The following is a 25,833-nucleotide window of genomic DNA, read 5'->3' as shown; positions in this document are numbered from 1 at the left end:
CGATGGAGAGCAACGGGGACCTGTTCTGGAGCTCGCTCGGCCCGATCGTGCTGGGCGGCATCACCGGGACGATCCCGCTCGCCGTCGTCTCCTTCATCCTCGGCCTGACCATCGCCCTCGGCATCGCGCTCATGCGGCTGTCGAAGGTGCGGGTCGTCTCGGCGATCGCCCGGTTCTACATCTCGGTAATCCGCGGCACGCCGCTGCTGGTGCAGCTGTTCGTGATCTTCTACGGGCTGCCCTCCATCGGCGTCGTGCTGCCGGCCTGGCCGTGCGCGGTGATCGCGTTCTCGCTCAACGTCGGCGGCTACGCGGCCGAGGTGATCCGCGCGGCCATCCTGTCCGTGCCGAGGGGGCAGTGGGAGGCGGGCTACACCGTCGGGATGTCGTCCGCGACGACGCTGCGGCGCATCATCCTGCCCCAGGCCGCGCGGGTCAGCGTTCCACCGCTGTCCAACACCTTCATCAGCCTGGTGAAGGACACGTCGCTCGCGTCGCTCATCACCGTGACGGAGCTGTTCCGCGTGGCGCAGGAGGTGGCCGCGTTCAGCCAGGAGTTCATGCTGCTCTACCTGGAGGCGGCCGCGGTCTACTGGATCATCTGCCTCGTGCTGTCGACGGCGCAGGGCCGCATCGAGCAACGATTGGACCGCTATGTCGCCCACTGAGCCCCGCCCGGCCGCGGGGACGGCAGATGCCGTGCTCACGCTGCGCAACCTGCACAAGAGCTTCGGCGACACCGAGGTGCTGAAGTCGATCGACCTCACGGTGCGGCGCGGCACGGTCGTCGCGCTGATCGGCCCGAGCGGGTCGGGCAAGACGACGGTGCTCCGCTGCCTGAACGGGCTCGAGGTGCCTGACGGCGGTTCCGTCGACGTCGCCGGTGAACTGCGGATCGACTTCTCGAAGCCCGTGGGCAAGCGCGAGCGCGCGGCGCTGCGCGACCGCTCCGCCATGGTGTTCCAGCACTACAACCTCTTCCCGCACATGACGGTGCTCGAGAACGTGATCGAGGGGCCCGTGCAGGTGCAGAGGAGGCCGCGCGCGGAGGCGATCGCCGACGCCGAGCAGCTGCTCGAGCGGGTCGGCCTGCGCGAGAAGCGTGACGCCTACCCGTTCGAGCTGTCCGGCGGCCAGCAGCAGCGCGTCGGCATCGTGCGCGCGCTCGCCCTGCGCCCGCAGCTCCTGCTCTTCGACGAGCCGACCTCGGCGCTCGACCCCGAGCTCGTGGGCGACGTGCTGTCCGTCATCAAGGAGCTGGCGGAGGAGGACTGGACCATGGTGATCGTCACGCACGAGCTCGAGTTCGCGCGGCAGGTCGCGGACGAGGTCGTGTTCATGGCCGACGGCGTCGTCGTGGAGCACGGCCACCCCTCCCAGGTGCTGAAGCGGCCTCAGCACGAGCGGACCCGGCAGTTCCTGCACCGCCTGCTCAACCCGTTCTAGGACTCCCGCGGCGGGTCGCGTCGTGCCCGGCCTGTTGTCGAGGGGCGCAGTGCCACCGTTGCTAGGGTGACGAACATGACCGACGACAGCCGCAACGCCGGCGACCCCCGGAACGAGACCGCCCCGCACACCGCCGTTCCGGTGAACCCCGACACACGCGACACCGATCGGTTCGACACGGAGCAGTTCCCGCGCAGCGGAGGCGCCGAGGGCACGGAGCCGGAATTCCTGCGTGACGACACCGCCGACCCCGCGTTCCGCCACGACGGCGACCAGCGCGCCGACGAGCAGCCGGACTTCCTGCGCGACGACGAGCACGTCGCCGCCGCCCCCGCCGTGCCCGTGTCCCCGCGGCGGACCGAGGACGACGGATTCACGGACGACGGGTTCCGCAGCGACGACGACGTCCGCGGGCACGAGCTCGACGGCGTGGAGGGCGACGACGCCCACCAGCCGGTGGCGACCCCGGCGAACTGGCCGCTGCCGACGGCGGAGCCCGCGTGGCCGGCCGACGACGACGTCGTGACGTCGTCCGACCTGGCCGCCGCCGAGGTTCCCCGCGACGCCCACGAAACGGACGAGCGCGGTCACGACGGCCACAGCACCGGTGCTGCCGTCGCCGCGACTCCGCAGCGCGACAGCCTTGACGAGCTCGCCGAGGCCGAGGGGCCCTACATCCCCGGGTCGTACTCGAGCGACACCAGCGACACCTCGGACACCGACGCTTCGGACACCGACACCGCTGACGGGTCGCGCGAGGGGGCCGCCGTTCCCGTCTCGGCCGACACCGCCCGGTTCGACCGCCCGGACGACCGTCGAGACGACCGCCACGACGGGCCCTCCGGCGTCGGTGCCGCGGTCGCCGCGGCGGGCGCGGCCGACGCCGTGGGCGCGGGTTCCGCGGGCACCGCCGCGGGAGCGCAGCAGCCCGCGGCTCCGGCCTACGCCGCGTCCGAGTCCTCCCAGCCCGTCTACCTCCAGGCACCGGTGCCGCCGAAGAAGAAGGGCAACCGTGGCTTCGGCGTGGGCATGGTCCTCGCCTCGACGCTGGTCTTCGCGGTGCTCTACGCCCTCGGGGTCGGCCTGCTGCTGTCGGTCAACAACCCCGACGCGTTCGGCGCGCCCCTGCTGACCTACCTCGCGACCCCGATGTTCTGGCTCCCGGTCGTCGTCTTCTTCGTGGCGTTCGCCCTGCTCGTGGTCCTCATCCACCGGGCGAACTGGTGGGGCTTCGTGCTGGGCGGCATCCCGGTGGCCATCGTCGTGTACGGCGCCTACCTGCTCGCGCGGGTAATGCAGCAGAACATCTTCGAGCTCACGCCCAGCCAGGCGGTCGACGTGATCGAGCGCTCGAGCACGTTCCCCGACGGGATCCTCGCCGGTCTACTGGCCCGCGAGCTCGTGATCTGGGCGGGCGCGGCGATCAGCGCACGAGCACGCAAGGTGCGGGCCCGCAACGCGGAGGCGCGCAAGGAGTACGAGCGCGAGCTTGCCGAGACCCCCGGCTTCGGTCCGAACGCCTGACGGCCACACGGGAGGCCCCGCCTCCCACCATGGCCTCCCATCGCACGCCTCTGATCGCTCACGGCGTAGGGGAGACGGCGCCCGAACGCCCGCGGACATTTGACCGGGGGCAGTGGGTGAACTATTCTCGTACGGGTGTGCGCCTTGTCGTGCGCTTGAACCGTGCCTACGGGATTTCCACCCGTCCGGACCGCGGCTCACGCAACTGACACCTCACACACTCCAGGGTTCGGCCAGTCGGCTGAGCCCCCACGGCATACTCACCCCCACGACACCTCGGATCGCTCCGGATGGCTTGAGGTGGGTCCAGATGAACTCGATGCGGTCTCGACCGAGAGTGCATCGAATGCTAACCATCACACCGCTGTCACCGTGCAGCTTTCAAGGAGTCAATCAGTGCCAACCATTCAGCAGTTGGTCCGAAAGGGACGCAGCCCCAAGGTCGTCAAGACCAAGGCGCCCGCCCTGAAGGCCAACCCCCAGCAGCGCGGCGTCTGCACGCGTGTGTACACCACCACCCCGAAGAAGCCGAACTCGGCCCTGCGCAAGGTCGCTCGCGTCAAGCTGAGCAACGGCCAGGAGGTCACGGCCTACATCCCCGGTGAGGGCCACAACCTGCAGGAGCACTCGATGGTGCTCGTCCGCGGCGGTCGTGTGAAGGACCTCCCCGGCGTTCGCTACAAGATCGTCCGCGGCGCTCTGGACACCCAGGCCGTGAAGAACCGCAAGCAGGCCCGCAGCCGTTACGGCGCGAGAATGGACAAGAAGTAATGCCTCGCAAGGGTCCCGCTCCTAAGCGTCCCGTCGTCGCCGATCCGGTCTACGGCGCCCCCATCGTCAGCCAGCTGGTCAACAAGATCCTGCTGGACGGCAAGAAGGGCCTCGCCGAGAAGATCGTGTACGACGCCCTCGAGGGTGTCGCGGCGAAGAACGGCCAGGACGCCGTCGTCACGCTGAAGAAGGCGCTCGACAACGTCCGCCCCGCCCTCGAGGTGCGCTCGCGCCGCGTCGGTGGTTCCACCTACCAGGTGCCGATCGAGGTCAAGCCTCACCGCGCCAACACGCTCGCGCTTCGCTGGCTCACCACCTACGCCAAGTCGCGCCGCGAGAAGACCATGACCGAGCGACTCACCAACGAGATTCTCGACGCCTCCAACGGCCTCGGTGCCGCGGTGAAGCGTCGCGAGGACACTCACAAGATGGCGGAGTCGAACAAGGCGTTCGCGCACTACCGCTGGTAGCGCGTTCGGGGTCCGCCTCACAAGGGCGGGCCTCGAAGCCTGTCATCCCCTCAACTACCTTTCGGAGGAACATCCGTGGCACAGGACGTGCTCACCGACCTGAACAAGGTCCGCAACATCGGCATCATGGCTCACATCGATGCCGGCAAGACCACCACAACCGAGCGCATCCTGTTCTACACGGGTATCACTCACAAGATCGGTGAGGTCCACGACGGGGCCGCCACGATGGACTGGATGGCTCAGGAGCAGGAGCGCGGCATCACGATCACGTCCGCCGCGACGACGTGCTTCTGGAACAAGAACCAGATCAACATCATCGACACCCCGGGTCACGTCGACTTCACGGTCGAGGTGGAGCGCTCGCTCCGCGTGCTCGACGGTGCCGTCGCCGTGTTCGACGGCAAGGAGGGCGTCGAGCCCCAGTCCGAGACGGTGTGGCGCCAGGCCGACAAGTACGACGTCCCGCGCATCTGCTTCGTCAACAAGATGGACAAGCTCGGCGCCGACTTCTACTTCACGGTCGACACCATCATCAACCGCCTCGGCGCGAAGCCGCTGGTCCTCCAGCTGCCGATCGGTTCGGAGAGCTCCTTCGAGGGCGTCGTCGACCTGGTCGAGATGCGCGCGCTCACCTGGCGCGGAGACGCCAAGGGTGACGTGGAGATGGGCGCCAAGTACGCGATCGAGGAGATCCCCGCGGATCTCCAGGAGCGTGCCGAGGAGTACCGCGCGAAGCTGCTCGAGACCGTCGCCGAGTCCGACGACGTGCTGCTCGAGAAGTACTTCAGCGGCGAGGAGCTCACGGTCGCCGAGATCAAGGGCGCCATCCGCAAGATGACGGTCAACAGCGAGCTCTACCCCGTGCTCTGCGGCTCCGCGTTCAAGAACCGCGGCGTGCAGCCGATGCTCGACGCCGTGATCGACTACCTCCCCAGCCCGCTCGACGTGCCGCCCATGGAGGGCCACGACGTGCGCGACGAGGAGAAGATCATCATCCGCAAGCCCGACGCGACGGAGCCGTTCTCGGCCCTGGCGTTCAAGGTCGCGGTGCACCCGTTCTTCGGTCGCCTCACCTACGTGCGCGTCTACTCCGGCACCATCGAGAGCGGCTCGCAGGTCATCAACTCCACCAAGGGCAAGAAGGAGCGCATCGGCAAGATCTTCCAGATGCACTCCAACAAGGAGAACCCGGTGGACTCGGTCACGGCCGGCCACATCTACGCGGTGATCGGCCTCAAGGACACGACGACCGGCGACACGCTGTGCGACCCGAACAACCAGATCGTGCTCGAGTCCATGACGTTCCCCGAGCCCGTCATCGAGGTCGCCATCGAGCCGAAGACGAAGGCCGACCAGGAGAAGCTCGGCACGGCCATCCAGAAGCTGGCCGAGGAGGACCCGACCTTCCGCACGGAGCAGAACCAGGAGACCGGTCAGACGGTCATCAAGGGAATGGGCGAGCTCCACCTCGACATCCTGGTCGACCGCATGAAGCGCGAGTTCAACGTCGAGGCCAACGTGGGCAAGCCCCAGGTGGCCTACCGCGAGACCATCCGCGGCACCGTCGAGAAGCACGACTTCACGCACAAGAAGCAGACCGGTGGTTCTGGTCAGTTCGCGAAGATCCAGATCAAGATCGAGCCGCTGGAGATCACGGCCGAGACGACCTACGAGTTCGACAACAAGGTGACCGGTGGTCGCGTTCCGCGGGAGTACATCCCGTCGGTCGACGCGGGCATCCAGGACGCCCTGCAGGTCGGCGTTCTCGCGGGTTACCCCATGGTGGGCGTCAAGGCGACCCTGCTCGACGGCGCATCGCACGATGTCGACTCCTCGGAGATGGCATTCAAGATCGCCGGATCGATGGCCTTCAAGGAGGCCGCTCGCAAGGCGAAGCCGGTTCTGCTCGAGCCGTTGATGGCCGTCGAGGTGCGCACCCCTGAGGAATACATGGGCGACGTCATCGGTGACCTCAACTCGCGTCGTGGTCAGATCCAGTCCATGGAGGACGCCAGCGGTGTCAAGGTGATCACCGCGAACGTCCCGCTTTCGGAGATGTTCGGCTACGTGGGTGACCTGAGGTCTCGTACCTCCGGCCGCGCCGTGTACTCGATGTCCTTCGCGAGCTATGCGGAGGTCCCGAAGGCTGTTGCCGAGGAGATCATCCAGAAGAACAAGGGCGAGTAGCACAACCACCCGCCCGATTACTCGGCGCCTTCCGGCCCGGGTAACATATGTACACACTCCAATTCGCAGGGCATCCGGCATGCACGCCGGATGCCCCGCACCAGAGTCCTGAGGAGGACCCACAGTGGCGAAGGCCAAGTTCGAGCGGACCAAGCCGCACGTAAACATCGGAACGATCGGTCACGTTGACCACGGAAAGACCACCCTCACGGCGGCGATTTCCAAGGTTCTGGCCGACACGTACCCGTCCGCGACCAACGTTCAGCGCGACTTCGCGTCGATCGACTCCGCTCCCGAGGAGCGCCAGCGCGGTATCACGATCAACATCTCGCACGTCGAGTACGAGACCCCCACGCGTCACTACGCTCACGTTGACGCCCCGGGCCACGCCGACTACATCAAGAACATGATCACGGGTGCCGCTCAGATGGACGGCGCGATCCTGGTCGTGGCCGCCACCGACGGCCCGATGGCTCAGACCCGCGAGCACGTGCTGCTCGCCAAGCAGGTCGGCGTGCCCTACCTGCTCGTCGCCCTGAACAAGGCCGACATGGTCGACGACGAGGAGATCCTGGAGCTCGTCGAGCTCGAGGTCCGCGAGCTGCTCGCCAGCCAGGGCTTCGACGGCGACAACGCTCCCGTCGTGCGCGTCTCCGGCCTCAAGGCCCTCGAGGGCGACGAGAAGTGGACCAAGTCCATCCTCGAGCTCATGGAGGCCGTCGACAGCTCCATCCCCGACCCCGTGCGTGACAAGGACAAGCCGTTCCTCATGCCCGTCGAGGACGTCTTCACCATCACCGGTCGTGGAACGGTCGTCACGGGTCGCGCCGAGCGCGGCACGCTGGCCATCAACTCCGAGGTCGAGATCGTCGGCATCCGCCCGACGCAGAAGACCACCGTCACCGGTATCGAGATGTTCCACAAGCAGCTCGACGAGGCCTGGGCCGGCGAGAACTGTGGTCTGCTCCTCCGCGGCACCAAGCGCGAGGACGTGGAGCGCGGCCAGGTCGTCGTGAAGCCGGGTTCGGTCACGCCGCACACCGGGTTCGAGGGCACCGCCTACATCCTGTCCAAGGATGAGGGTGGCCGTCACAACCCGTTCTACGCGAACTACCGCCCGCAGTTCTACTTCCGCACTACGGACGTCACCGGCGTCATCACGCTGCCCGAGGGCACCGAGATGGTCATGCCCGGCGACACCACCGACATGTCGGTCGAGCTGATCCAGCCGATCGCCATGGAGGAGGGCCTCGGCTTCGCCATCCGTGAGGGTGGCCGCACCGTCGGCGCCGGAACGGTGACCAAGATCACCAAGTAGTTCTGGTCGACGCAGGGTACCTGCTAGACACGCGAACAGGGTCGGACCTTTTGAGGTCCGACCCTGTTTGCCGTTAACCGCCGAACGCTTCGAGCGCGTCGACCGGCGCCCTCGCACCGCCCAGCAACCCCGGTGGGACGCCCGTTAGCCTTGAGGCGACCGAACAACCCGAGGAGGACGGCATGGCAGGCATCGGTGACCTGGGCAAGAAGGCCCAGCGGCTCCTGAACGACCCGAAGGTGCAGGACGCCCTGAAGAGCGAGAAGGCGGAGGGCGTGAGCGACCGCGTGCTCGGCGGCCTCGCCGGCGCTGTGGACAAGGCGACGGGCGGCAAGCACTCGGACAAGATCGAGAAGGCGCGCGACGCCGCGGACCGGAAGCTGGGCAACCAGTAACGGATCCTCCTCGCGCAGACGCACGCGCCCCCGCCCGACACGGGCGGGGGCGCGTTCTCGGTGCAGCGGGGGCGCCGCCTAGGATGAGATCGCACGTCGCGACAGCCAAAGGAGACTGACGGTGACCTCGAGAAACACCCTTGTCCTGGGCGACCCCCAGCCCGAGCGCGGCGGCGCCGTCGAGCTGCGCACCGACCCCGCCCTGCCGCCCGTCGGGCTCCGCGAGCGCGGGCGCTGGACGCCGCTCAAGATCGCGCTGTGGGTCGCGGTCGCCGTGCTCGGCGGCATCGGCTGGAGCATCATCGGGCTGGTGCGCGGCGACGAGGTGAACGCGCTCTGGTTCGTGGTCGCCGCCGTCTGCACCTACCTGATCGCCTACCGCTTCTACTCGAAGTTCATCGAGCGCACCGTGGTGCGGCCCGACGACCGGCGGGCGACGCCGGCCGAGGTGCAGAACAACGGCAAGGACTTCGAGCCCACCGACCGTCGCGTCCTCTTCGGCCACCACTTCGCCGCCATCGCCGGCGCCGGCCCGCTCGTGGGCCCCGTGCTTGCCGCGCAGATGGGCTACCTCCCCGGCACGCTGTGGATCGTCGTGGGCGTCGTGATCGCCGGCGCGGTGCAGGACTACCTCGTGCTGTTCTTCAGCATGCGCCGCGGAGGCCGGTCGCTCGGTCAGATGGCGCGCGAGGAGCTCGGCGTCATCGGCGGCACGGCCGCCCTCGTGGCGACCATGGTCATCATGGTGATCATCATCGCGGTGCTCGCCCTCATCGTGGTCAACGCCCTGGCCGAGAGCCCCTGGGGCATCTTCTCCATCGCCCTGACGATCCCGATCGCCCTGTTCATGGGCGTCTACCTGCGCTTCCTGCGCCCGGGCAAGGTCACCGAGGTCTCCCTCATCGGCATGGTGCTGCTCATCCTCGCGATCGTCGCGGGCGGCTGGGTGTCCGAGACCGAGTGGGGCGCCGCGGCCTTCACGCTCGACAAGGTGACCATCGCGTGGGCCCTCATCGCCTACGGCTTCCTCGCCTCCGTGCTCCCGGTCTGGCTGCTGCTCGCGCCGCGCGACTACCTCTCGACCTTCATGAAGATCGGCACCATCCTCCTGCTCGCGGTCGGCATCGTCATCGTGCAGCCCGTCGTGCAGATGCCCGCCTTCACCGAGTTCGCGTTCACGGGACAGGGGCCGGTGTTCGCCGGCGCGCTGTTCCCGTTCCTCTTCATCACCATCGCCTGCGGGGCGCTGAGCGGGTTCCACGCGCTCATCTCCTCCGGCACGACGCCCAAGCTCATCCAGAAGGAGTCGCAGACCCGCATCATCGGCTACGGCGGCATGCTCATGGAGTCGTTCGTGGCCGTGATGGCGCTCGTCGCGGCCATCACCCTCGATAAGAGCCTCTACTTCGCCATGAACGCCTCCGCGGCCCTCACCGGCGGCACGGCCGAGACCGCGGCGCAGTACGTCACGAGCCTCGGCGCGACCGGCGGGGACGGGGTGACCGCGGACGCGCTGAACCAGGCCGCGGCGGACGTCGGCGAGGAGAGCCTCGTGTCCCGCACCGGAGGAGCGCCGACGCTGGCCGTCGGCATGGCGAACATCCTCGACCAGATCTGGGCGGGGTCCGGCCTCAAGGCGTTCTGGTACCACTTCGCGATCATGTTCGAGGCGCTGTTCATCCTGACCACCGTCGACGCGGGCACCCGCGTGGCGCGCTTCATGCTGAGCGACACGCTCGGCAACGTCGACAGGCGCTTCCGCAACCCGTCCTGGCGTCCCGGCGCGTGGATCGCCTCGATCATCGTCGTGGCGGCCTGGGGCGGCGTGCTGCTCATGGGCGTCACGGACCCGCTGGGCGGCATCAACACGTTGTTCCCGCTCTTCGGCATCGCGAACCAGCTGCTCGCCGCCGTCGCGCTCTCCGTGTGCGTCGCCATCCTGTGCAAGAAGGGCCTCGCGCGCTGGGCATGGATCCCCGGCGTCCCGCTGGCGATCGACGCCGTCGTGACGCTCACCGCGTCCGCGCAGAAGATCTTCTCCCCGGTGCCCGCCCTCGGCTACTGGGCGCAGAACGCGACCTACAGCCAGGCGCTCGCGGCGGGGGAGACCTCGCTCGGCGCGGCCACGACGGTGACCGCGATGGAGGCGGTCGTGCGCAACACCGCCATCCAGGGCACGCTGTCCATCCTGTTCGCGGGGCTCGTGATCATCGTCATCGCGACGGCGGTGGTCGTGAGCATCAGGTCGATCCGCTCGGGATCGGCGAGCGACAACGAGGAGGAGGCGGTGCCGAGCCGCATCTTCGCACCGCGGAGCCTCGTCGCCTCCAAGCGGGAGCGCGAGCTCGAGGCGCAGTGGGCCGCGACGCCCGGTGCCCCCTCGGCGATCGGCGGCGCCCACGGGAACCGGCACGGGAGCGGGCACTGAGATGACCGCGACCGCGATGCTCGCCCGCTCGGCACGCGCCGTGCGCTGGTACGTGCGCGAGGTGATGGGCGACGCCAAGTACGAGCGGTACGTGCGCCACCTGCAGGCGGCCCACCCCGGCGCGCCCGTGCCGACGGAGCGCGAGTTCTGGCGGCAGCACTACGCCGAGCAGGAGGCCTCGCCCGGCACGCGCTGCTGCTGACCCGGCACGCGCCGTTCCTGCCGCCGAATGCACCCCTGGCGGATGCACCCCTGCCCAGGCAGCGGCTTCGTGCGCAGCTTAAAGCTGGGCAGGATCCTCCTGCCTGGGCAGGCGCAGGGCCGCACGCCGCGGGGAGCGCAGGGGACGCACGGGCGGCGCGAGATGGGCCGCAGGGGAGGACGCGTCCAGGTGCGCTGCTAGCGTTGTCGGCGATGAACACCAGGAGAAGCGCGCCCCTGCAGCCCGCTGCCATCGACCGCAGGTACCTCGTGTCGCTCCTGCTGCTCACCGTCTCGACCGGCGTCATCGACGCGGTCAGCTACCTCGCCCTCGACCGGGTGTTCACCGGCAACATGACCGGCAACGTGCTGTTCATCGGCTTCGGCCTCGTCGGCGTCGCGGACATCCCGCTGCTGAACAACACGATCGCCCTCCTCGCCTTCGTGCTCGGCGCCGTGCTCTGCTCCCGCGTCGTCCGGGGCCACTCGCACGAGAGCCGGCTTCCCACGGCGAACCTCGTGATGCTGGTTCTCGTCGCCGTGCTGTCGACCGTGCTCGCCCTGGTCTGGTGGGGGATCGGGGACCTCCCCGAGCCGGCCCTGCTCGTGGTCACGGCCCTCCTCGCCATCGTGATGGGCGCGCAGGCCATCGCCGTGCGGTCCGCGGGCGTCGCCGACGTGACGACGATCGTGGTCACGAGCACGCTGGCGAACCTGGCCGCCGACTCCCACCTCGCCGGCGGCACGGGGGATCGGGCGTGGCGCCGCCTGGGCGCGGTCGTCGCGATGGGGCTCGGCGCTGTCATCGGGGCCCTCCTCATCCGCTTCGCGGTCGGCCCGGTGGCGCTGCTGGCGGCCGCCGTGATCATGCTCGTCGCGGTGTTCCTGCTCGCCCTGGCGAGGCGTGCTGAGCGCAACGCGAAGCGCCGGAGCGCCGACGGCGTCGCATCGGTCGGAGCGTCCGCGTAGCCTTCGACCCATGGTTCGACTTCGGCGCAGCGACTCGACGCGTCCGGGGTACAAGCGGGTGCGGTCCGGCACGGGCTTCAGCTACCGTGACCCCAAGGGCGGGTCCGTCGCCGACGCCGAGATGCGGGAGCGGATCGAGAAGCTCGCCATCCCGCCGGCGTGGACCGACGTCTGGATCTCCCCGTACGCGAACGGCCACATCCAGGCCACCGGCATCGACGCGGCCGGCAGGCGGCAGTACATCTACCACCCGACCTGGCGGGAGCAGAAGGACCGCATCAAGTTCGACCGCGCGCTGAAGCTCGCGGAGTCACTGCCCTCCGCCCGCCGCTTCGTGACCATGGACCTGCGCGACCCGGAGCCGAGCAAGCAGCGCGCCCTGGCCACGGCGTTCCGGATGCTGGACACGGGCTCGCTCCGGGTCGGCTCAGAGCGCTACGCGGAGGCCAACGGCAGCCACGGCCTGACCACCCTGCTCTGCTCGCACGCGAAGGTCAGCGGCAACACCGTGCGGCTCAACTTCCCGGCGAAGAGCGGCCAGGAGTGGGAGTCGGAGATCACCGACCCCGACCTGGCCACCGTCGTGCGCAGCCTGAAGCGCCGCGGTGCGAACGCCCGCCTGCTCGCCTACCGCGACGGCAAGCGCTGGCGCACCATCGACGCCTCGGACGTGAACGGCTACGTACGCGAGCGCACCGGCGGCGAGTTCACCGCGAAGGACTTCCGCACGCTGCACGGCACGATCGCCGCTGCCATCAGCCTCGCCAAGCACGGGCCGGAGGCCACGAAGTCCGGGCGCACGCGGGCCCTCGCCCAGGCGATGCGGGACGCCGCCGAGGTGCTCGGGAACACGCCCACGATCGCGAAGACGAGCTACGTCGACCCCCGCGTCGTCGACGAGTACGTGCACGGCCGCACCATCGACCCGAAGCGGCTGGGCTCGGCGGAGTCCGAGCTGCGCTCCCTGCTCTACGCGGCCGACGCCGCCTGAGACCCGCCCGGAGGGGCGCGGTTCCGGTATCCGCGGGCCTCGCGGAGGCCTCGGAAAAGTCCTCCGGAAATCCTTCGAGGAGCATCCGGAATAGGCCCCCGTCGACGCCGGTTGGAGTACTCGAGAGCCCCGGAATTCCGGGGCAGGGGGCGCGACACGCCCGGGTTGCACGTAGCCCGTGGATGTGGCAAACTCGTCTAGTTCAACATTTCGGCCCGGGGTGGAGTGCGCGTGCGCGCGTATCGCCCGCTGCGGCCGGATCACTGCCAGGCAGTGCATAGACGCGATTCGACTCGCAGTCTAGGCCGCGGGCAGCAGGACACAGCTTAATCCGACACCCCCAGTAGACATGGGTGAACCATGTCCTACGGTCCGGCCCCGCGCCGGACAGGGAGCTCGGGGGAGGCGCGCGGCGGGCGGATGCTCGTGCGGGCCGGCCCGGCTTCGACAGAAGCAATGCTTGACAGAAGAACAGTGGTGCAACAGAAGTCGTGCTACTAAACGCGTCCAATACGGCGGCAGCCGCAAGACGCTTGAAAGAGAGAGAGTCGCAACATGGCGGGACAGAAGATCCGCATCCGACTTAAGTCATACGACCACGAGGTCATCGACACCTCGGCACGCAAGATCGTCGACACGGTCACCCGCGCGGGTGCTCAGGTCGTCGGCCCCGTGCCGCTGCCGACGGAGAAGAACGTGGTGGTCGTCATCCGTTCTCCCCACAAGTACAAGGACAGCCGCGAGCACTTCGAGATGCGTACCCACAAGCGTCTGATCGACATCGTCGACCCGACGCCGAAGGCCGTCGACTCGCTCATGCGACTCGACCTTCCGGCCGACGTCAACATCGAGATCAAGCTCTAAGGGAACCATGTCTACCGCTACCAAGACTTTCAACGGTCTGCTGGGCACGAAGCTTGGCATGACCCAGGTGTGGGACGAGAACAACAAGCTCATCCCGGTCACCGTCGTGCAGATCACGCCGAACGTCGTCACCCAGGTGCGTACGCCCGAGGTCGACGGCTACTCCGCGATCCAGATCGCCTACGGCCAGATCGACCCCCGCAAGGCCAACAAGCCCGCGACCGGTCACTTCGACAAGGCGGGCGTCACGCCCCGCCGTCACCTCACCGAGGTGCGCACCGCCAACGCCGGTGAGTACACGCTCGGCCAGGAGATCGGCGTCGACGTGTTCGAGGCCGGCACCAAGGTCGACGTCGTCGGCACCAGCAAGGGCAAGGGCTTCGCCGGTGTCATGAAGCGTCACAACTTCAAGGGTGTCTCGGCGTCGCACGGTTCGCACCGCAACCACCGCAAGCCCGGCTCCATCGGCGCGTCCTCGACGCCCAGCCGCGTGTTCAAGGGCATGCGCATGGCCGGTCGCATGGGTGGCGAGCGCGTCACCGTGCTGAACCTCGCCGTGCACTCCGTGGATGCCGAGAACGGCCTCCTGCTGGTCAAGGGTGCCGTCCCCGGCGCTCGCGGCCGCATCGTATTCGTCCGCAACGCAGTGAAGGGGAAGTAGTTCATGGCTACCGCAACCCAGATCGACGTCCTGAACGCCTCGGGTGAGAAGGCCGGTTCGGTCGAGCTCCCCGCGGAGATCTTCGACGTCCAGACCAACATCCCGCTGATCCACCAGGTCGTCGTCGCCCAGCTCGCCGCGGCGCGCCAGGGTACGCACAAGACCAAGAACCGCGGCGAGGTGTCCGGTGCCGGCCGCAAGCCGTTCAAGCAGAAGGGAACCGGTCGCGCCCGCCAGGGCTCGATCCGCGCCCCCCAGATGACCGGTGGTGGCATCGTCCACGGACCGACGCCGCGCAACTACTCGCAGCGCACCCCCAAGAAGATGATCGCCGCCGCGCTCCTCGGATCGCTGTCCGACCGCGCCCGCGGTGGACGCGTCCACGTGGTGGAGAGCCTGTTCGCCGGTGAGACGCCGTCGACGAAGGCCGCCCTCGCGCTGCTGACGAACATCGCCATCTCGAAGCACATCCTCATCGTGCTCGAGCGCGACGACGACGCCAGCCACCTGAGCGTCCGCAACATCCCGACCGTGCACGTGATCTCGTACGACCAGCTCAACGCGTACGACGTCCTCGTGAGCGACGACATCGTCTTCACCCGCGCCGCGTTCGACGCGTTCGTCGGCAGCAAGACGCGCAGCAAGGAAGAGGTCAGCGCATGAGCGCCGTGAACAAGGACCCCCGCGACGTCATCATCGCGCCGGTCGTCTCCGAGAAGAGCTACGGCCTGATCGACGCGGGCAAGTACACCTTCGAGGTGGACCCCCGCTCGAACAAGACCGAGATCAAGCTCGCCATCGAGAAGATCTTCAACGTGCAGGTCGCGTCGATCAACACCCTCAACAAGAAGGGCAAGACGCGCCGCACCCGCTTCGGCATCGGCAAGCGCAAGGACACCAAGCGTGCCATCGTCACGCTGAAGTCCGGATCCATCGACATCTTCACGGCAGTCGGCTAAGCGACCCCGGGACAAGAGGACTTTCACACACATGGCTATTCGTAACTACAAGCCCACGACGCCGGGCCGCCGCGGCTCGTCCGTCGCGGACTTCGCGGAGATCACCCGCTCAACGCCCGAGAAGTCGCTGCTCCGTCCGCTCTCCAAGACCGGTGGACGCAACAACCAGGGCCGCATCACCACCCGCCACATCGGTGGTGGCCACAAGCGCCAGTACCGCGTCATCGACTTCCGTCGCAACGACAAGGACGGCGTCGACGCCAAGGTCGCTCACATCGAGTACGACCCCAACCGCACGGCCCGCATCGCGCTGCTGCACTTCGTCGACGGCACCAAGCGGTACATCATCGCTCCGGACCGTCTCCGTCAGGGCGACACCGTCGAGTCGGGCCCCGGCGCCGACATCAAGCCCGGCAACAACCTGCCGCTGCGCAACATCCCCACCGGTACCGTCATCCACGCGATCGAGCTGAAGCCGGGCGGCGGTGCCAAGATGGCCCGCTCCGCCGGAGCCTCCGTCCGCCTCGTGGCGAAGGACGGCCCCTACGCCCAGCTGCGTCTGCCCTCCGGCGAGGTCCGGAACGTCGACGCCCGCTGCCGCGCGACGATCGGCGAGGTCGGTAACTCCGAGCAGTCGAACATCAACTGGGGCAAGGCCGGCCGCAAGCGCTGGAAGGGCGTCCGCCCGACCGTGCGTGGTGTCGCCATGAACCCCGTCGACCACCCGCACGGTGGTGGTGAGGGCAAGACCTCCGGTGGACGCCACCCGGTCAGCCCGTGGGGCCAGAAGGAAGGCCGCACCCGCCACCCCAACAAGGAAAGCGACAAGCTCATCGTTCGTCGCCGCACCGCCGGCAAGAAGCGCAAGTAGGAGTTGTAGAAGATGCCACGCAGTCTCAAGAAGGGCCCCTTCGTTGACGACCACCTGCTCCGCAAGGTGGTAACGGCGAACGAGGCCAAGAACAAGAACGTGATCAAGACCTGGTCGCGCCGCTCGATGATCGTTCCCGCGATGCTGGGTCACACCATCGCCGTGCACGACGGTCGCAAGCACATCCCGGTGTTCGTCACCGAGACCATGGTCGGTCACAAGCTCGGCGAGTTTGCGCCGACGCGCACCTTCCGTGGACACGTGAAGGACGACAAGAAGGGTCGTCGCCGCTAACGCGGTGACGAATGAGGAGGAGAGAAATGGTGGAGTCGATCGCACGCGTGCGACACATCCGCGTCACCCCCATGAAGGCCCGGCGCGTCGTTGACATGATCCGCGGCAAGCAGGCGCTCGAGGCGCTCGCGATCCTGAAGTTCGCGCCGCAGGGCGCGAGCGAGCCCGTCTACAAGCTCGTCGCGTCGGCCATGGCCAACGCCCGGGTGAAGGCGGACGCCTCGAACAGCTACCTCGACGAGCAGGACCTCGTCGTCACCCGCGCGTTCGTGGACGAGGGCACGACGCTCAAGCGTTTCCAGCCCCGTGCCCAGGGCCGCGCGTTCCAGATCCTGAAGCGCACGAGCCACATCACGATCGTGCTTGCCACCCCGGAGGACGCCGCCGAGGCTCCCGCCCGCGGTGCAGGCAAGAAGAAGGCGAGGACCAACTAATGGGCCAGAAAGTAAACCCGTACGGTTTCCGTCTCGGTATCACGACCGACCACGTGTCGCGCTGGTTCTCGGACAGCACCAAAAAGGGTCAGCGTTACAGCGACTTCGTCGCCGAGGACGTGAAGATCCGCAGCATGCTGAAGACCTCGCTCGACCGCGCCGGCGTTGCGCGCATCGAAATCGAGCGCACCCGTGACCGCGTCCGCGTCGACATCCACACCGCCCGTCCGGGCATCGTGATCGGTCGCCGTGGCGCCGAGGCCGAGCGCATCCGCGCCGACCTCGAGAAGCTCACCGGCAAGCAGATCCAGCTGAACATCCTCGAGGTCAAGAACCCCGAGGCCGAGGCCCAGCTCGTGGCCCAGGGCATCGCCGAGCAGCTGAGCGCCCGCGTGGCGTTCCGCCGTGCGATGCGCAAGGGCCTCCAGGGCGCGCAGCGCGCCGGCGCCAAGGGTGTCCGCATCCAGGTGTCCGGCCGTCTCGGCGGCGCCGAGATGAGCCGCTCCGAGTTCTACCGCGAGGGTCGGGTTCCGCTGCACACGCTGCGCGCGAACATCGACTACGGCTTCTACGAGGCCCGCACCACCTTCGGCCGCATCGGCGTGAAGGTGTGGATCTACAAGGGCGACATCACCAACAAGGAGCTTGCTCGCGAGCAGGCCAACCAGAAGTCATCGCGCCCCGAGCGCCGTGACGGCCGCGATGGCGACCGCTCGCGTCGCGACCGTGGGCCGCGCACCGAGGCCGCTCCCGCGGCTGCCGCAGGAGTTGAGGCGTAACCATGTTGATCCCACGCAGAGTCAAGCACCGCAAGCAGCACCACCCGGGCCGCAGCGGCCAGGCGACCGGAGGCACCGAGGTCAGCTTCGGTGAGTACGGCATCCAGGCGCTCACGCCGGCGTACGTCACCAACCGTCAGATCGAGTCCGCTCGTATCGCCATGACGCGTCACATCAAGCGTGGTGGAAAGGTGTGGATCAACATCTACCCCGACCGCCCGCTCACCAAGAAGCCCGCCGAGACCCGCATGGGTTCCGGTAAGGGTTCACCCGAGTGGTGGGTCGCGAACGTCAAGCCGGGTCGCGTGCTCTTCGAGCTCAGCGGCGTCGACGAGACGATCGCCCGCGAAGCCCTCACCCGGGCCATTCACAAGCTGCCGCTCAAGGCACGCATCATCAAGCGCGAGGAGGGCGACGCGTAATGGCGATCGGATCCAAGGAGCTCGCTCCCACCGAGCTCGACACTTTTGAGGACGAGCGACTCGTCGAAGAGCTGAAGAAGGCCAAGGAGGAGCTGTTCAACCTGCGCTTCCAGTCCGCCACCGGTCAGCTCGAGGGCCACGGGCGCATCCGCTCCGTGAAGCGCGACATCGCCCGTCTCTACACGGTCATCCGCGAGCGCGAGCTCGGCATCCGGGCGACCCCCGCTCCGGTCGAGGCTCCGGCCGAGGCCCCGAAGAAGAAGTCCAAGAAGGCCAAGGACTCGGAGCAGGTGAGCACGGAGGCCGTGGCCCCGGCCGCGACCGCTGAGGCGCCGACCGCCGAGACCGCCGAGGAGAGCAAGTAATGGCACAGGTAGAAAACGCCGGCCACGAGTCGGCCGTTCACGACGTCAAGGAGGCGGGCGCTCGCGGTTACCGCAAGACCCGTCGTGGCTACGTGACCAGCGACAAGATGGAGAAGACCATCGTCGTAGAGGTCGAGGACCGCGTGAAGCACCCGCTGTACGGCAAGGTCATCCGCCGCACCTCCAAGGTCAAGGCGCACGACGAGGCGAACACCGCCGGCGTCGGCGACCTCGTCCTGATCAGCGAGACCCGTCCGCTCAGCGCCTCCAAGCGCTGGCGGCTCGTCGAGATCCTAGAGAAGGCCAAGTAAGCCCCCGGGCTTGCTTGAAGGAGGAATAGACAGTGATTCAGCAGGAATCCCGCCTGAAGATCGCCGACAACACCGGTGCCAAGGAGATCCTCACCATCCGCGTTCTCGGTGGCTCCGGCCGTCGTTACGCCGGTCTCGGTGACGTCATCGTCGCCACGGTGAAGGACGCGATCCCGGGCGGCAACGTCAAGAAGGGTGACGTCGTCAAGGCGGTCATCGTTCGCACCAAGAAGGAGACCCGTCGCGACGACGGCTCCTACATCAAGTTCGACGAGAACGCCGCGGTGATCTTGAAGAATGACGGGGAGCCCCGCGGCACCCGCATCTTCGGGCCGGTCGGTCGCGAGCTCCGCGACAAGAAGTTCATGAAGATCATCTCGCTGGCGCCGGAGGTTATCTAGTCATGGCAAACATCAAGAAGGGTGACCTCGTCCAGGTCATCAGCGGTCGCACCCAGGCCCGCGGCGGAGACCGCGGCAAGCAGGGGCGCGTGATCGATGTCCTGGTCGAGAAGAACCGCGTCGTCGTCGAGGGCGTCAACTTCGTCACCAAGCACGTGCGCGTCGGACAGACGCAGCGCGGCAGCAAGACCGGTGGCATCGAGACGCACGAGGCCCCCGTCCACGTCTCCAACGTGGCCCTGGTCGACCCCGAGTCGAAGAAGCCGACCCGCGTCGGTTTCCGCACGGAGACGATCGAGAAGGACGGCAAGCGCAAGACCATCCGCGTGCGCTACGCCAAGAAGTCAGGTAAGGACCTGTAATGACTGACACCACTACTGCCGCGTCGGCTGTCAAGGTGCAGCCGCGCCTGAAGCGGAAGTACAAGTCCGAGATCTCGGACAAGCTGAAGGCTGACCTCGGCTTCACGAACGTCCACCAGGTGCCGAACCTGGTAAAGATCGTCGTGAACATGGGCGTCGGCGAGGCTGCCCGCGACGGCAAGATCATCGAGGGTGCGGTCGCCGACCTCACCAAGATCACCGGCCAGAAGCCCCAGGTCACCAAGGCCCGCAAGTCCATCGCTCAGTTCAAGCTGCGCGAGGGTCAGCCGATCGGCGCGCACGTCACGCTGCGCGGCGACCGCATGTGGGAGTTCCTGGACCGCCTGCTCTCGCTCTCACTGCCCCGTATCCGCGACTTCCGCGGACTCAGCCCGAAGCAGTTCGACGGCAGCGGCAACTACACGTTCGGCCTCACGGAGCAGTCGATGTTCCACGAGATCGACCAGGACCGCATCGACCGCGTCCGCGGTATGGACATCACGGTCGTGACCACCGCCAAGACGGACGAGGAGGGTCGCGCGCTGCTTCGTCAGCTCGGCTTCCCGTTCCAGTCCGAGACGGCCGGCAACTAGTTCCACCCCGCTTCACCAGCACCACCAAGCACCACCCTGAGGTGCCCGGCAATTCGGCCGGGCACCATGACGACCACAGGTCGGCATTCGTGTAACGGATGACGAAACCAGGCCAGAAAGGCAAGACCCATCATGACGATGACAGATCCGGTCGCAGACATGCTGACCAGACTGCGCAACGCTAACTCGGCGTTCCACGACTCCGTGTCGCTGCCGAACAGCAAGCTCAAGACCAACATCGCAGAGATCCTTAAGGCCGAGGGTTACATCTCGGACTGGAAGGTCGACGACGCGCGCGTCGGAACCACCCTGACGATGAACCTCAAGTACGGCCCCAACCGTGAGCGCTCGATCTCCGGAATCAAGCGGGTGTCCAAGCCCGGCCTCCGCGTCTACGCGAAGTCGACCGAGATCCCCAGCGTCCTCGGCGGCCTCGGCGTCGCGATCCTGTCCACCTCCTCCGGTCTGCTGACCGACCGGCAGGCTGCGAAGAAGGGCGTGGGTGGGGAAGTCCTCGCCTACGTGTGGTAACTCGTCATGTCACGTATTGGAAGACTTCCCATCGACATCCCCGCCGGTGTCGACATCACGGTGAACGGCTCTGACGTCACCGTCAAGGGCCCGAAGGGCGAGCTCTCGCTCACCGTCAAGGAGCCCATCACGGTCGAGATCGCGGAGAACCAGGTCGTGGTCACCCGCCCGAACGACGAGCGCGAGTCGCGTTCGCTGCACGGTCTCACCCGCACGCTCATCGCGAACCAGGTCCTCGGCGTCACCCAGGGCTACTCCAAGGGCCTCGAGGTCGTCGGAACCGGTTACCGCGTGACCGCTCGCGGCACGGCCGTCGAGTTCGCGCTCGGCTTCTCCCACCCCGTCGTGGTCGAGCCGCCGGCCGGCATCTCGTTCACCGTCGAAGGCAACAATCGCATGACGGTCTCCGGCATCGACAAGCAGGCCGTCGGTGAGGTCGCCGCAAACATTCGCAAGATTCGTAAGCCCGAGCCCTACAAGGGCAAGGGTGTGCGCTACGCAGGCGAGATCGTTCGCCGCAAGGCCGGAAAGAGTGGTAAGTAATGGCTCTCGGAGTTAGAGGCAAGAGCAAGTCCGCCGCCCGCGGCCGCAGGCACCTGCGTCTTCGCAAGAAGGTCGTCGGCAGCGCCGAGCGTCCCCGTCTCGTTGTCACCCGTTCGGCCCGCCACGTCTTCGTGCAGGTCGTCGACGACAGCAAGGGCCACACCGTTGCGTCCGCGTCGACCCTCGAGGCCGACATGCGCACGTTCGACGGTGACAAGACCGCCAAGGCCCACCGTGTGGGTGAGCTGGTCGCCGAGCGCGCCAAGCAGGCCGGTATCGAGGCCGTCGTATTTGACCGTGGTGGTAACCGTTACGCAGGACGCGTCGCGGCTATCGCCGAGGGAGCTCGAGAGGGCGGATTGAAGCTGTGAGCACTGAGAACGTAGTACCCGAGACGGAGCCCGTCGTGGCTGCCGTGACCGAAACGCGGGAGCCCGACGTGGCTGCCGTGTCCGAGACGCCGGTCGAGACCGCCGCGTCGAGCTCCGCCGGATCGGGTGAGCCCCGCGAGGGCCGCCGCGGCGGGCGCGAGCGCAACCCAAACCGCGACCGCGGTGCGCGTGATGCCGACAAGAGCCAGTTCCTGGAGCGCGTCGTCACCATCAACCGCGTGTCCAAGGTGGTCAAGGGTGGTCGTCGCTTCAGCTTCACCGCCCTCGTGGTCGTCGGCGACGGCAACGGACTGGTCGGCGTCGGCTACGGCAAGGCCCGCGAGGTCCCGACCGCCATCTCCAAGGGCGTCGAGGAGGCGAAGAAGAACTTCTTCCGCGTCCCGCGCTCCGGCAACACCATCCCGCACCCCGTGCAGGGTGAGGCCGCTGCCGGTGTCGTCCTCCTGCGCCCCGCGTCGGGTGGTACCGGTGTTATCGCCGGTGGCCCCGTTCGCGCCGTGCTCGAGTGCGCCGGCATCCACGACGTCCTCAGCAAGTCGCTCGGCTCGTCGAACACGATCAACATCGTGCACGCGACCGTCGCCGCCCTGAAGCGGCTCGAGGAGCCCCGCGCGGTCGCCGCGCGTCGCGGCCTCGAGGCCGACCACGTCATCCCGGCCCGCCTCCTGCGCGCCGAGACCGAAGCGAAGGCAGGTGCCTGATGGCCCAGCTCAAGGTGACCCAGATCAAGTCCAGGATCAGCGAGAAGCAGAACCAGCGCGACACGCTGCGCAGCCTGGGCCTCAAGCGGATCGGCCAGACGGTCGTCCGTGAGGACAACAAGCAGAACCGTGGCTACGTGAAGACTGTCGCTCACCTGGTCAAGGTCGAGGAGATTGACTAATGGCTGAGATCAACGAGACAGCCTCCACCGAGGCGAAGACGGGCGCGGCCTCCGCTCCCGAGACCACCGCTCGCGAGCAGGTGCTGAAGGTCCACCACCTCCGCCCCGCCAAGGGCGCCAAGACCGCACGCACGCGTGTCGGTCGCGGTGAGGGCTCGAAGGGCAAGACCGCCGGCCGTGGCACCAAGGGCTCCAAGGCCCGCTACCAGGTGCGCATCGGCTTCGAGGGTGGCCAGATGCCGCTGCACATGCGCACGCCGAAGCTGCGCGGGTTCAAGAACCCGTTCCGCGTCGAGTACCAGGTGGTCAACCTGGCCAAGCTCGCGGACCTCTACCCGCAGGGTGGCGACGTGACCGTCGCCGACCTCGTGGCCAAGGGCGCCGTCCGCAAGAACGAGAAGGTCAAGGTTCTCGGCGAGGGCGACATTGCGGTTAAGCTGAGCGTTGCGGTCGACAAGGTCTCGGCTTCCGCTGAGCAGAAGATCGTGGCCGCAGGCGGCTCCGTCAACTAGGGTTCATCGGATGGTCGGCACCGCCGGCCATCCGATGGTCTTTTAAGCACTGGGAGGCCCCGGGCTCACGGTTCGCCGTAGCCCGGGGCTCTTCCCGAATGGAAAGCAGGACGCATTTGTTTAGCGCCATTGCGAGGATCTTCCGAACGCCCGACCTTCGCAGGAAGATCGGATTCACGCTCGGGATCATCGCGCTGTTCCGGCTGGGCTCGTTCATCCCCGCACCGTTCGTCGACTTCGGCAACGTGCAGAGCTGCCTCGCGGCGAACCAGGGGACGAGCGGCCTGTACGAGCTGGTGAACCTCTTCAGCGGTGGAGCCCTGCTCCAGCTGTCGGTCTTCGCGCTCGGCATCATGCCGTACATCACGGCGTCGATCATCGTGCAGCTGCTGCGCGTGGTCATCCCGCGGTTCGAGACCCTTCACAAGGAGGGCCAGTCCGGCCAGGCGACGCTGACGCAGTACACGCGCTACCTCACGATCGCGCTCGGCGTCCTGCAGTCCACCACCCTGATCACCGTCGCCCGCAGTGGCGCGCTGTTCGGTAACACCGGCGTCACCGAGTGCACGCAGCTCATCACGAACGACGCGTGGTACGCCATCCTGCTCATGGTCATCACCATGACCGCGGGCACCGGCCTCATCATGTGGCTCGGCGAGCTCGTGACCGAGCGCGGCATCGGCAACGGCATGTCCCTGCTGATCTTCACGTCCATCGCCGCGACGTTCCCCACCTCCCTCTGGGCCATCGCCCAGAGCCAGGGCTTCGACGTCTTCCTGCTCGTGCTCGCGGTAGGCCTCGTCATCGTGGCGCTCGTCGTCTTCGTCGAGCAGTCCCAGCGCCGCATCCCCGTGCAGTACGCCAAGCGCATGGTCGGGCGCCGCACCTACGGCGGCAACAACACCTACATCCCGATCAAGGTGAACATGGCCGGCGTCGTGCCCGTCATTTTCGCGTCGTCGCTGCTGTACCTGCCCGCGCTGATCGCGCAGTTCAACCAGCCCGCCGTGGGCGAGACGCCCGCACCGTGGGTCGAGTGGATCACCAACAACTTGACGAGCGGCGACAACCCGCTCTACATGGCGCTGTACTTCGCGCTCATCGTCGGGTTCACGTACTTCTACGTCGCCATCACCTTCAATCCGGAGGAGGTCGCGGACAACATGAAGAAGTACGGCGGCTTCATCCCGGGCATCCGCGCCGGCCGCCCGACCGCCGAGTACCTCGACTACGTGCTCACCCGCGTCACGCTGCCCGGCTCCATCTACCTCGGCCTCATCGCCCTGATCCCGCTCATCGCCCTCGCCCTCGTGGGCGCGAACGCCAACTTCCCGTTCGGCGGCGCGAGCATCCTGATCATCGTCGGTGTCGGCCTCGAGACGGTCAAGCAGATCGACTCCCAACTGCAACAGCGTCACTACGAGGGACTCCTGCGATGACCCGGCTTCTTCTGATCGGCCCGCCCGGCGCGGGCAAAGGCACCCAGGCCGTGCGCCTCTCCGAGGCCTACGGCATCCCCGCCATCTCCACCGGCGACATCTTCCGCTCGAACGTGAAGAACGAGACCGACCTCGGCAAGCTCGCCAAGAGCTACATGGACGCCGGCGACAACGTGCCCGACTCGGTGACGAACGCCCTCGTGCGTGCCCGCCTCGCCGAGGACGACGCGCAGCGCGGCTTCCTGCTCGACGGCTACCCGCGCACGGTCGACCAGGTGCGCGAGCTCGACGAGTTCCTCGCCAGCGACGACACGGCGCTCGACGCCGTTGTCGAGATCGTGGCGGACGCCGAGGAGACCGTCGCCCGCCTGCGCCTCCGCGCGACCGAGCAGGGCCGAAGCGACGACACCGACGAGGTCGTGCGTCACCGCCTCGAGGTCTACGCACGCGAGACCGCGCCGATCATCTCGCTGTACGAGGCCCGTGGCGGCGTCGTGAAGATCGACGGGCACGGCAGCATCGACGAGGTCACGGACCGCATTATCGCGGCGCTCTCCGCCCGCGGGCTGGCCGTACCCGTTCAGTGAGAACCGCCCGAGGCATCTACAAGACGCCGGACGAGATCCGGCGGATGGTGGCTCCGGGGCTCGCCACGGCGGCTTCGCTCGCCGCGGTGCGCGCGCTCGTGGCGCCCGGCGTCACGACGCTCGAGCTCGACGCGGCGGCGGACGAGGCCATCCGCGCGGCCGGCGGTCACTCGAACTTCCAGCTCGTCCCCGGCTACCGGCACACGATCTGCTCGTCGGTGAACGACGAGGTCGTGCACGGCATCCCCGGTGCCCGCGTGCTCGCGGCCGGCGACATCGTCTCGATCGATAGCGGCGCGGAGATCGACGGCTGGAACGGCGACTCCGCCATGACCCTCGTCCTGCCCGACCCGGCCCGCCCCGACGAGGTGGCCGCTCGCCAGCGTCTCTCCGACGTGACGGAGCAGTCGCTGTGGCGCGGCATCGCCCGGCTCGCGACCGCCCGGCACCTCAACGAGGTGGGCGAGGCGGTCGAGGACTACATCGTGTCGCAGGGCGACTACGGCATCCTCACCGACTACGTGGGTCACGGCATCGGCCGCTCCATGCACGAGGAGCCGCCCGTCTTCAACTACCGCGTGCGCGGCAAGGGCCCGGCCGTGCGCCCGGGCCTGGTTGTGGCCATCGAGCCCATGGTCACGGCCGGTGACGCGGAGACCGAGGTCGGCGACGACGACTGGACCGTCTCGACTGTCGACGGCAGCATGGCCGCCCACTGGGAGCACTCGGTCGCGGTGCACGAGAACGGCATCTGGGTGCTGACCGCACCCGACGGGGGAGCGGCCCAGCTGGCCCCCCTGGGCATCACCCCGGTCGCCCCGTAGGGTCCCCCCCGCTCGGTAACCCCCCCCGCGCGTGGTTCGGCGCCCCTTCGACGGGCTCAGGGACCGTCCGGTACATACTGGCGCTGCTTGGTCGTTCCCGAGA

The 25,833-nt window shown here is 67.8% G+C and carries 35 protein-coding genes; all 35 read left to right on the top strand.

What is annotated here, in order from left to right:
- Positions 1-2 precede the first annotated feature (2 nt).
- The 35 genes from DAI20_RS01915 to map all read left to right on the top strand — a co-directional run bounded on the left by DAI20_RS01915 (position 3) and on the right by map (position 25,730).
- Entirely contained in the window at positions 3-668 is a 666-nt protein-coding gene (locus DAI20_RS01915; RefSeq protein WP_108248888.1) for an amino acid ABC transporter permease, read from the top strand.
- Positions 655-1,446 carry an amino acid ABC transporter ATP-binding protein gene (locus tag DAI20_RS01910; RefSeq protein WP_108248887.1) on the top strand — a complete coding sequence of 264 codons (792 nt, stop codon included), beginning with the start codon at positions 655-657 and terminating at the stop codon, positions 1,444-1,446. Before DAI20_RS01915 ends, DAI20_RS01910 begins: the two co-directional genes overlap by 14 nt.
- A 75-nt stretch (positions 1,447-1,521) precedes the next feature.
- Positions 1,522-2,970, top strand: a complete 1,449-nt coding sequence (locus tag DAI20_RS01905; protein ID WP_108248886.1) for a hypothetical protein — start codon at positions 1,522-1,524, stop codon at positions 2,968-2,970.
- Between the two features lie 396 nt (positions 2,971-3,366).
- On the top strand, positions 3,367-3,741 hold the full coding sequence (rpsL, locus tag DAI20_RS01900; protein WP_108248885.1) for a 30S ribosomal protein S12: 375 nt from the start codon (positions 3,367-3,369) through the stop codon (positions 3,739-3,741).
- Positions 3,741-4,211, top strand: coding sequence for a 30S ribosomal protein S7 (gene rpsG / locus DAI20_RS01895; RefSeq protein WP_108248884.1), 471 nt, complete (start codon positions 3,741-3,743; stop codon positions 4,209-4,211). Before rpsL ends, rpsG begins: the two co-directional genes overlap by 1 nt.
- 75 nt (positions 4,212-4,286) lie before the next feature.
- Positions 4,287-6,401: an elongation factor G gene (gene fusA / locus DAI20_RS01890; RefSeq protein WP_108248883.1), complete on the top strand. Its 2,115-nt coding sequence runs from the start codon at positions 4,287-4,289 to the stop codon at positions 6,399-6,401.
- Positions 6,402-6,525: 124 nt separating this feature from the next.
- Complete coding sequence (gene tuf, locus DAI20_RS01885) at positions 6,526-7,719, top strand: elongation factor Tu (protein WP_108248882.1); 1,194 nt, start codon at positions 6,526-6,528, stop codon at positions 7,717-7,719.
- A 182-nt stretch (positions 7,720-7,901) separates the two neighbouring features.
- A complete protein-coding gene (locus DAI20_RS01880) occupies positions 7,902-8,114 on the top strand; it encodes an antitoxin (protein ID WP_108248881.1) in 213 nt (70 codons plus the stop codon).
- A gap of 145 nt (positions 8,115-8,259) precedes the next feature.
- Entirely contained in the window at positions 8,260-10,542 is a 2,283-nt protein-coding gene (locus tag DAI20_RS01875; RefSeq protein ID WP_108249676.1) for a carbon starvation CstA family protein, read from the top strand.
- A gap of 1 nt (position 10,543) precedes the next feature.
- Complete coding sequence (locus DAI20_RS01870; protein ID WP_108248880.1) at positions 10,544-10,744, top strand: YbdD/YjiX family protein; 201 nt, start codon at positions 10,544-10,546, stop codon at positions 10,742-10,744.
- Between the two features lie 212 nt (positions 10,745-10,956).
- Entirely contained in the window at positions 10,957-11,712 is a 756-nt protein-coding gene (locus DAI20_RS01865) for a YoaK family protein (RefSeq protein WP_108248879.1), read from the top strand.
- Between the two features lie 10 nt (positions 11,713-11,722).
- A complete protein-coding gene (locus tag DAI20_RS01860; protein WP_108248878.1) occupies positions 11,723-12,703 on the top strand; it encodes a DNA topoisomerase IB in 981 nt (326 codons plus the stop codon).
- A 555-nt stretch (positions 12,704-13,258) separates the two neighbouring features.
- Complete coding sequence (rpsJ, locus tag DAI20_RS01855) at positions 13,259-13,567, top strand: 30S ribosomal protein S10 (RefSeq protein WP_055992136.1); 309 nt, start codon at positions 13,259-13,261, stop codon at positions 13,565-13,567.
- Positions 13,568-13,574: 7 nt separating this feature from the next.
- On the top strand, positions 13,575-14,228 hold the full coding sequence (gene rplC / locus DAI20_RS01850; RefSeq protein ID WP_108248877.1) for a 50S ribosomal protein L3: 654 nt from the start codon (positions 13,575-13,577) through the stop codon (positions 14,226-14,228).
- Positions 14,229-14,231: 3 nt separating this feature from the next.
- Positions 14,232-14,891 (top strand): 50S ribosomal protein L4, encoded by a 660-nt coding sequence (gene rplD, locus DAI20_RS01845; protein WP_108248876.1) that lies wholly within the window; start codon positions 14,232-14,234, stop codon positions 14,889-14,891.
- Positions 14,888-15,187: a 50S ribosomal protein L23 gene (rplW, locus tag DAI20_RS01840; protein ID WP_108248875.1), complete on the top strand. Its 300-nt coding sequence runs from the start codon at positions 14,888-14,890 to the stop codon at positions 15,185-15,187. The genes rplD and rplW overlap by 4 nt, the downstream gene beginning before the upstream one ends.
- A gap of 31 nt (positions 15,188-15,218) precedes the next feature.
- Positions 15,219-16,058, top strand: a complete 840-nt coding sequence (gene rplB / locus DAI20_RS01835; protein ID WP_108248874.1) for a 50S ribosomal protein L2 — start codon at positions 15,219-15,221, stop codon at positions 16,056-16,058.
- 12 nt (positions 16,059-16,070) lie between these two features.
- Positions 16,071-16,352, top strand: coding sequence for a 30S ribosomal protein S19 (gene rpsS / locus DAI20_RS01830; RefSeq protein ID WP_108248873.1), 282 nt, complete (start codon positions 16,071-16,073; stop codon positions 16,350-16,352).
- A gap of 26 nt (positions 16,353-16,378) precedes the next feature.
- A complete protein-coding gene (gene rplV, locus DAI20_RS01825; protein ID WP_108248872.1) occupies positions 16,379-16,786 on the top strand; it encodes a 50S ribosomal protein L22 in 408 nt (135 codons plus the stop codon).
- Complete coding sequence (gene rpsC / locus DAI20_RS01820; protein WP_108248871.1) at positions 16,786-17,565, top strand: 30S ribosomal protein S3; 780 nt, start codon at positions 16,786-16,788, stop codon at positions 17,563-17,565. Before rplV ends, rpsC begins: the two co-directional genes overlap by 1 nt.
- Positions 17,566-17,567: 2 nt before the next feature.
- A complete protein-coding gene (rplP, locus tag DAI20_RS01815) occupies positions 17,568-17,987 on the top strand; it encodes a 50S ribosomal protein L16 (RefSeq protein ID WP_108248870.1) in 420 nt (139 codons plus the stop codon).
- Positions 17,987-18,352, top strand: coding sequence for a 50S ribosomal protein L29 (gene rpmC / locus DAI20_RS19035; RefSeq protein ID WP_108248869.1), 366 nt, complete (start codon positions 17,987-17,989; stop codon positions 18,350-18,352). The genes rplP and rpmC overlap by 1 nt, the downstream gene beginning before the upstream one ends.
- Positions 18,352-18,663 carry a 30S ribosomal protein S17 gene (gene rpsQ / locus DAI20_RS01805; RefSeq protein ID WP_108248868.1) on the top strand — a complete coding sequence of 104 codons (312 nt, stop codon included), beginning with the start codon at positions 18,352-18,354 and terminating at the stop codon, positions 18,661-18,663. The genes rpmC and rpsQ overlap by 1 nt, the downstream gene beginning before the upstream one ends.
- 32 nt (positions 18,664-18,695) lie before the next feature.
- Entirely contained in the window at positions 18,696-19,064 is a 369-nt protein-coding gene (gene rplN, locus DAI20_RS01800; RefSeq protein ID WP_108248867.1) for a 50S ribosomal protein L14, read from the top strand.
- Positions 19,065-19,066: 2 nt separating this feature from the next.
- Positions 19,067-19,426 (top strand): 50S ribosomal protein L24, encoded by a 360-nt coding sequence (gene rplX, locus DAI20_RS01795; protein ID WP_108248866.1) that lies wholly within the window; start codon positions 19,067-19,069, stop codon positions 19,424-19,426.
- Positions 19,426-20,019, top strand: coding sequence for a 50S ribosomal protein L5 (gene rplE, locus DAI20_RS01790; protein ID WP_108248865.1), 594 nt, complete (start codon positions 19,426-19,428; stop codon positions 20,017-20,019). The genes rplX and rplE overlap by 1 nt, the downstream gene beginning before the upstream one ends.
- A gap of 132 nt (positions 20,020-20,151) precedes the next feature.
- Positions 20,152-20,550 (top strand): 30S ribosomal protein S8, encoded by a 399-nt coding sequence (gene rpsH, locus DAI20_RS01785; protein ID WP_108248864.1) that lies wholly within the window; start codon positions 20,152-20,154, stop codon positions 20,548-20,550.
- A gap of 6 nt (positions 20,551-20,556) precedes the next feature.
- A complete protein-coding gene (gene rplF / locus DAI20_RS01780) occupies positions 20,557-21,093 on the top strand; it encodes a 50S ribosomal protein L6 (RefSeq protein WP_108248863.1) in 537 nt (178 codons plus the stop codon).
- Positions 21,093-21,464, top strand: a complete 372-nt coding sequence (rplR, locus tag DAI20_RS01775) for a 50S ribosomal protein L18 (protein WP_108248862.1) — start codon at positions 21,093-21,095, stop codon at positions 21,462-21,464. The genes rplF and rplR overlap by 1 nt, the downstream gene beginning before the upstream one ends.
- 77 nt (positions 21,465-21,541) lie before the next feature.
- A complete protein-coding gene (gene rpsE, locus DAI20_RS01770) occupies positions 21,542-22,186 on the top strand; it encodes a 30S ribosomal protein S5 (protein ID WP_306766459.1) in 645 nt (214 codons plus the stop codon).
- Entirely contained in the window at positions 22,186-22,368 is a 183-nt protein-coding gene (gene rpmD / locus DAI20_RS01765; protein WP_205781321.1) for a 50S ribosomal protein L30, read from the top strand. Before rpsE ends, rpmD begins: the two co-directional genes overlap by 1 nt.
- On the top strand, positions 22,368-22,880 hold the full coding sequence (rplO, locus tag DAI20_RS01760; protein WP_108248861.1) for a 50S ribosomal protein L15: 513 nt from the start codon (positions 22,368-22,370) through the stop codon (positions 22,878-22,880). Before rpmD ends, rplO begins: the two co-directional genes overlap by 1 nt.
- A 116-nt stretch (positions 22,881-22,996) precedes the next feature.
- Positions 22,997-24,319: a preprotein translocase subunit SecY gene (gene secY / locus DAI20_RS01755; protein WP_108248860.1), complete on the top strand. Its 1,323-nt coding sequence runs from the start codon at positions 22,997-22,999 to the stop codon at positions 24,317-24,319.
- Entirely contained in the window at positions 24,316-24,906 is a 591-nt protein-coding gene (locus tag DAI20_RS01750) for an adenylate kinase (RefSeq protein WP_108248859.1), read from the top strand. The genes secY and DAI20_RS01750 overlap by 4 nt, the downstream gene beginning before the upstream one ends.
- Entirely contained in the window at positions 24,903-25,730 is an 828-nt protein-coding gene (gene map / locus DAI20_RS01745; RefSeq protein WP_108248858.1) for a type I methionyl aminopeptidase, read from the top strand. Before DAI20_RS01750 ends, map begins: the two co-directional genes overlap by 4 nt.
- The last annotated feature ends 103 nt before the right edge of the window (positions 25,731-25,833 follow it).

It is taken from the genome of Planctomonas deserti (assembly GCF_003067705.1).
GTDB classification, from domain to species: domain Bacteria; phylum Actinomycetota; class Actinomycetes; order Actinomycetales; family Microbacteriaceae; genus Planctomonas; species Planctomonas deserti.
This window is presented reverse-complemented; position numbering and strand designations above follow the sequence as displayed.

Bases quoted from the DNA above. Each gene is read 5' to 3' on its own strand.
- rplD (WP_108248876.1), top strand. From the start codon at position 14,232: ATGGCTACCGCAACCCAGATCGACGTCCTGAACGCCTCGGGTGAGAAG.
- rpsC (WP_108248871.1), top strand. From the start codon at position 16,786: ATGGGCCAGAAAGTAAACCCGTACGGTTTCCGTCTCGGTATCACGACC.
- rplF (WP_108248863.1), top strand. From the start codon at position 20,557: ATGTCACGTATTGGAAGACTTCCCATCGACATCCCCGCCGGTGTCGAC.
- rplX (WP_108248866.1), top strand. From the start codon at position 19,067: ATGGCAAACATCAAGAAGGGTGACCTCGTCCAGGTCATCAGCGGTCGC.
- rpmC (WP_108248869.1), top strand. From the start codon at position 17,987: ATGGCGATCGGATCCAAGGAGCTCGCTCCCACCGAGCTCGACACTTTT.
- rplV (WP_108248872.1), top strand. From the start codon at position 16,379: ATGGTGGAGTCGATCGCACGCGTGCGACACATCCGCGTCACCCCCATG.
- DAI20_RS01860 (WP_108248878.1), top strand. From the start codon at position 11,723: ATGGTTCGACTTCGGCGCAGCGACTCGACGCGTCCGGGGTACAAGCGG.
- rplW (WP_108248875.1), top strand. From the start codon at position 14,888: ATGAGCGCCGTGAACAAGGACCCCCGCGACGTCATCATCGCGCCGGTC.
- rplR (WP_108248862.1), top strand. From the start codon at position 21,093: ATGGCTCTCGGAGTTAGAGGCAAGAGCAAGTCCGCCGCCCGCGGCCGC.
- rplP (WP_108248870.1), top strand. From the start codon at position 17,568: ATGTTGATCCCACGCAGAGTCAAGCACCGCAAGCAGCACCACCCGGGC.
- DAI20_RS01905 (WP_108248886.1), top strand. From the start codon at position 1,522: ATGACCGACGACAGCCGCAACGCCGGCGACCCCCGGAACGAGACCGCC.
- rplO (WP_108248861.1), top strand. From the start codon at position 22,368: ATGGCTGAGATCAACGAGACAGCCTCCACCGAGGCGAAGACGGGCGCG.
- rpmD (WP_205781321.1), top strand. From the start codon at position 22,186: ATGGCCCAGCTCAAGGTGACCCAGATCAAGTCCAGGATCAGCGAGAAG.
- rpsQ (WP_108248868.1), top strand. From the start codon at position 18,352: ATGGCACAGGTAGAAAACGCCGGCCACGAGTCGGCCGTTCACGACGTC.
- rplB (WP_108248874.1), top strand. From the start codon at position 15,219: ATGGCTATTCGTAACTACAAGCCCACGACGCCGGGCCGCCGCGGCTCG.
- rpsH (WP_108248864.1), top strand. From the start codon at position 20,152: ATGACGATGACAGATCCGGTCGCAGACATGCTGACCAGACTGCGCAAC.
- DAI20_RS01880 (WP_108248881.1), top strand. From the start codon at position 7,902: ATGGCAGGCATCGGTGACCTGGGCAAGAAGGCCCAGCGGCTCCTGAAC.
- DAI20_RS01865 (WP_108248879.1), top strand. From the start codon at position 10,957: ATGAACACCAGGAGAAGCGCGCCCCTGCAGCCCGCTGCCATCGACCGC.
- rpsJ (WP_055992136.1), top strand. From the start codon at position 13,259: ATGGCGGGACAGAAGATCCGCATCCGACTTAAGTCATACGACCACGAG.
- DAI20_RS01915 (WP_108248888.1), top strand. From the start codon at position 3: ATGGAGAGCAACGGGGACCTGTTCTGGAGCTCGCTCGGCCCGATCGTG.
- rpsG (WP_108248884.1), top strand. From the start codon at position 3,741: ATGCCTCGCAAGGGTCCCGCTCCTAAGCGTCCCGTCGTCGCCGATCCG.
- rplC (WP_108248877.1), top strand. From the start codon at position 13,575: ATGTCTACCGCTACCAAGACTTTCAACGGTCTGCTGGGCACGAAGCTT.
- DAI20_RS01910 (WP_108248887.1), top strand. From the start codon at position 655: ATGTCGCCCACTGAGCCCCGCCCGGCCGCGGGGACGGCAGATGCCGTG.
- DAI20_RS01750 (WP_108248859.1), top strand. From the start codon at position 24,316: ATGACCCGGCTTCTTCTGATCGGCCCGCCCGGCGCGGGCAAAGGCACC.
- rpsS (WP_108248873.1), top strand. From the start codon at position 16,071: ATGCCACGCAGTCTCAAGAAGGGCCCCTTCGTTGACGACCACCTGCTC.
- rplE (WP_108248865.1), top strand. From the start codon at position 19,426: ATGACTGACACCACTACTGCCGCGTCGGCTGTCAAGGTGCAGCCGCGC.
- DAI20_RS01870 (WP_108248880.1), top strand. From the start codon at position 10,544: ATGACCGCGACCGCGATGCTCGCCCGCTCGGCACGCGCCGTGCGCTGG.